This window comes from Vibrio sp. 1401, from assembly GCF_033340295.1.
In genome coordinates this window covers 1-565 of sequence record NZ_JAWOWF010000662.1, presented here as the reverse complement: position 1 = coordinate 565, position 565 = coordinate 1, and the positions used below count along the sequence as shown (strand labels likewise).

Genomic DNA, 565 nt, shown 5'->3' with positions numbered 1-565 from the left:
CTTCAGGCCGCAAATGGCAGCCATGAACAGGATGATCGTACCAGTCTTCAACAAGAAGTGAGTGCACTACAAGATGCATTGGATCGTGTGGCAATTACGACGACATTCGCGGATAAAAACCTCTTCAATGGCTCTTATGGTTCTCAGAGTTTTCATATTGGCGCCAATGCGAACTCTATATCATTGACGCTCAGAAACATGCGTACGCACATACCTGAAATGGGCGGGCAACATTATCTGGGTGACAGTTTAGACAAAGACTGGCGGGTAACGAGAGATAACCAACAGTTCGCGTTTGAATATCAAGACAATGAAGGCCAAACACAATCTAAAGCATTAACACTCAAAGTAGGCGATAACCTTGAAGAAGTGGCAACCTACATTAATGCCCAGCAATCGGTAGTCGATGCTTCTGTAACGCAAGATCATCAACTGCAGTTTTTTACCTCGACACTGAATGCGCCAGAAGGCGTCACATGGAAAGGCAATTTTGCCGATGAGATGGATATAGGTTCCGGTGAGTTGGTGACCGTTGATGATCTCGATATGTCGACAGTAGGAGGCG

1 protein-coding gene is annotated in these 565 nt (G+C 45.8%); it reads left to right on the top strand.

What is annotated here, in order from left to right; translation table 11 throughout:
- Positions 1–565, top strand: a 565-nt coding sequence (locus tag R7Z77_RS27440; RefSeq protein ID WP_318137316.1) for a flagellin hook IN motif-containing protein, incomplete at both ends; no start/stop codon positions are given.